General features: G+C 64.6%; 1 protein-coding gene. It reads right to left on the bottom strand.

What is annotated here, in order from left to right; translation table 11 throughout:
• Positions 1-181 precede the first annotated feature (181 nt).
• The gene (locus tag ACOQFS_RS00035) at positions 182-1162 is read right to left on the bottom strand and encodes a substrate-binding domain-containing protein (protein ID WP_421560937.1); all 981 of its coding nucleotides are present in this window, start codon (positions 1160-1162) and stop codon (positions 182-184) included.
• Between the last annotated feature and the right edge of the window lie 237 nt (positions 1163-1399).

The following is a 1399-nucleotide window of genomic DNA, read 5'->3' as shown; positions in this document are numbered from 1 at the left end:
AGGGCCGGGGAGAGGGGGAGTGAAACCGGCGCGGCGCTAGTGCAGCCGCCCCCCTCTCCCCCACCCTCTCCCGCGAGGGGAGAAGGAGTCAATCCCCAGCGCCGCTGCGGGTGCGCGGGCTGGTGTCCTCATCGATCTGAGCGCTGCCGCCATCAGGCCACTTGGGCTCCTGTGTGCTCCATCAGAACGGCGAATCGGGGAAGTAGAAGTCCTTCGCCGTTTCCTTGGTGATCAGCACCGACGGGATGATGGTCTTGGCTGGCAGCTTCTCGCCCTTGATGCGCGCCTCGGCCGTGAGCTTGATCGAGTCGTAGATGAACTTGGGGCTGTACGACACATTGGCCTGGATCAGCGGGTCGCTGCCGTCCATCAGCGTCTTGATCATGCCCTTGGCACCCGCGCCGCCAAACACCAGCTTGATGTCCTTGCGCTTGGACTGCTCAATGGCCTTGAGCACGCCCACGGCCATGTCGTCGTCGGCGGCCCACACGGCGTCGATCTGCGGGAAGCGGGTCAGGTAGTCCTGCATCACCTTGAAGGCATCATCGCGGTTCCAGTTGGCGTATTTCGCGTCCAGCAGCTTGATGCCGGGGTGGTTCTTCAGCACCGCGTTGAAAGCGTCCATGCGCTCGTTGTCCAGCGTGGTCGCAATGCCGCGCATGGCCACCACATTGCCCTTGCCGCCCAGCGCCTTGGCGATGTACTCGGCCGGAATGCGGCCAAACGCCGTGTTGTCGCCCGCCACATACGCATCCTGCGCGCTGGTGTCGGTCAGGCCCCGGTCCACCACCGTCACGTACACGCCCTTGGCCTTGACCTGGGCCACGGGCTTGGTGAGCGCGGCGGATTCGAACGGGAAGATCACCAGGGCATTGATCTTGTTGACCGTCACCAAGTCTTGCAGCTGGTTGGCCTGCTCGGGCGCACCGCCTGCGGTCTTCACGATCACCTGCAGGCCGGGGTGGGCCTTCTCCAGGTCCTTCTTGGCCTGGTTGGCCCAGTACACGATGCCGCCGGTAAAGCCGTGCGTGGCCGACGGAATGGCCACGCCCACCACCGTCTTGTTGGCCTGCGCCATGGCAGGGGCGGCAAATGCGAAGGCGGCGGCGCCCACGGCCGAGAGGGCCAGGCGGCGGGTGAAGGAAGTTGTCTTGCTGCTCATGCGTTGTCTCCTGTTGCTGCTATTGCTTTGCTGAAATGGCCATGAAAGCCTGGCCGACTGGGGAACACGGACGAAATCAAAAACGAGTGGAAGCACTTCGGAACGGTTGCACGCGCCTTGGGCCAGCACCACTCCCCCGTTCGCCCTGAGCTTGTCGAAGGGCTGCCACCATGCGGCGCGATGGCCCAGGCTTCGACGGGCTCAGCCCGAACGGTTGGGGGGTGGTCGACATCCAGC

Source organism: Paracidovorax sp. MALMAid1276 (assembly GCF_049198005.1).
Taxonomy (GTDB): Bacteria; Pseudomonadota; Gammaproteobacteria; order Burkholderiales; family Burkholderiaceae_C; genus Acidovorax.
The sequence above is the reverse complement of the archived record's forward strand: the minus strand, read 5'-3'. Positions and strand labels throughout refer to the sequence as shown.

Coding starts and splice junctions, on each gene's coding strand:
- ACOQFS_RS00035 (WP_421560937.1), bottom strand. CDS start 1,162: ATGAGCAGCAAGACAACTTCCTTCACCCGCCGCCTGGCCCTCTCGGCC.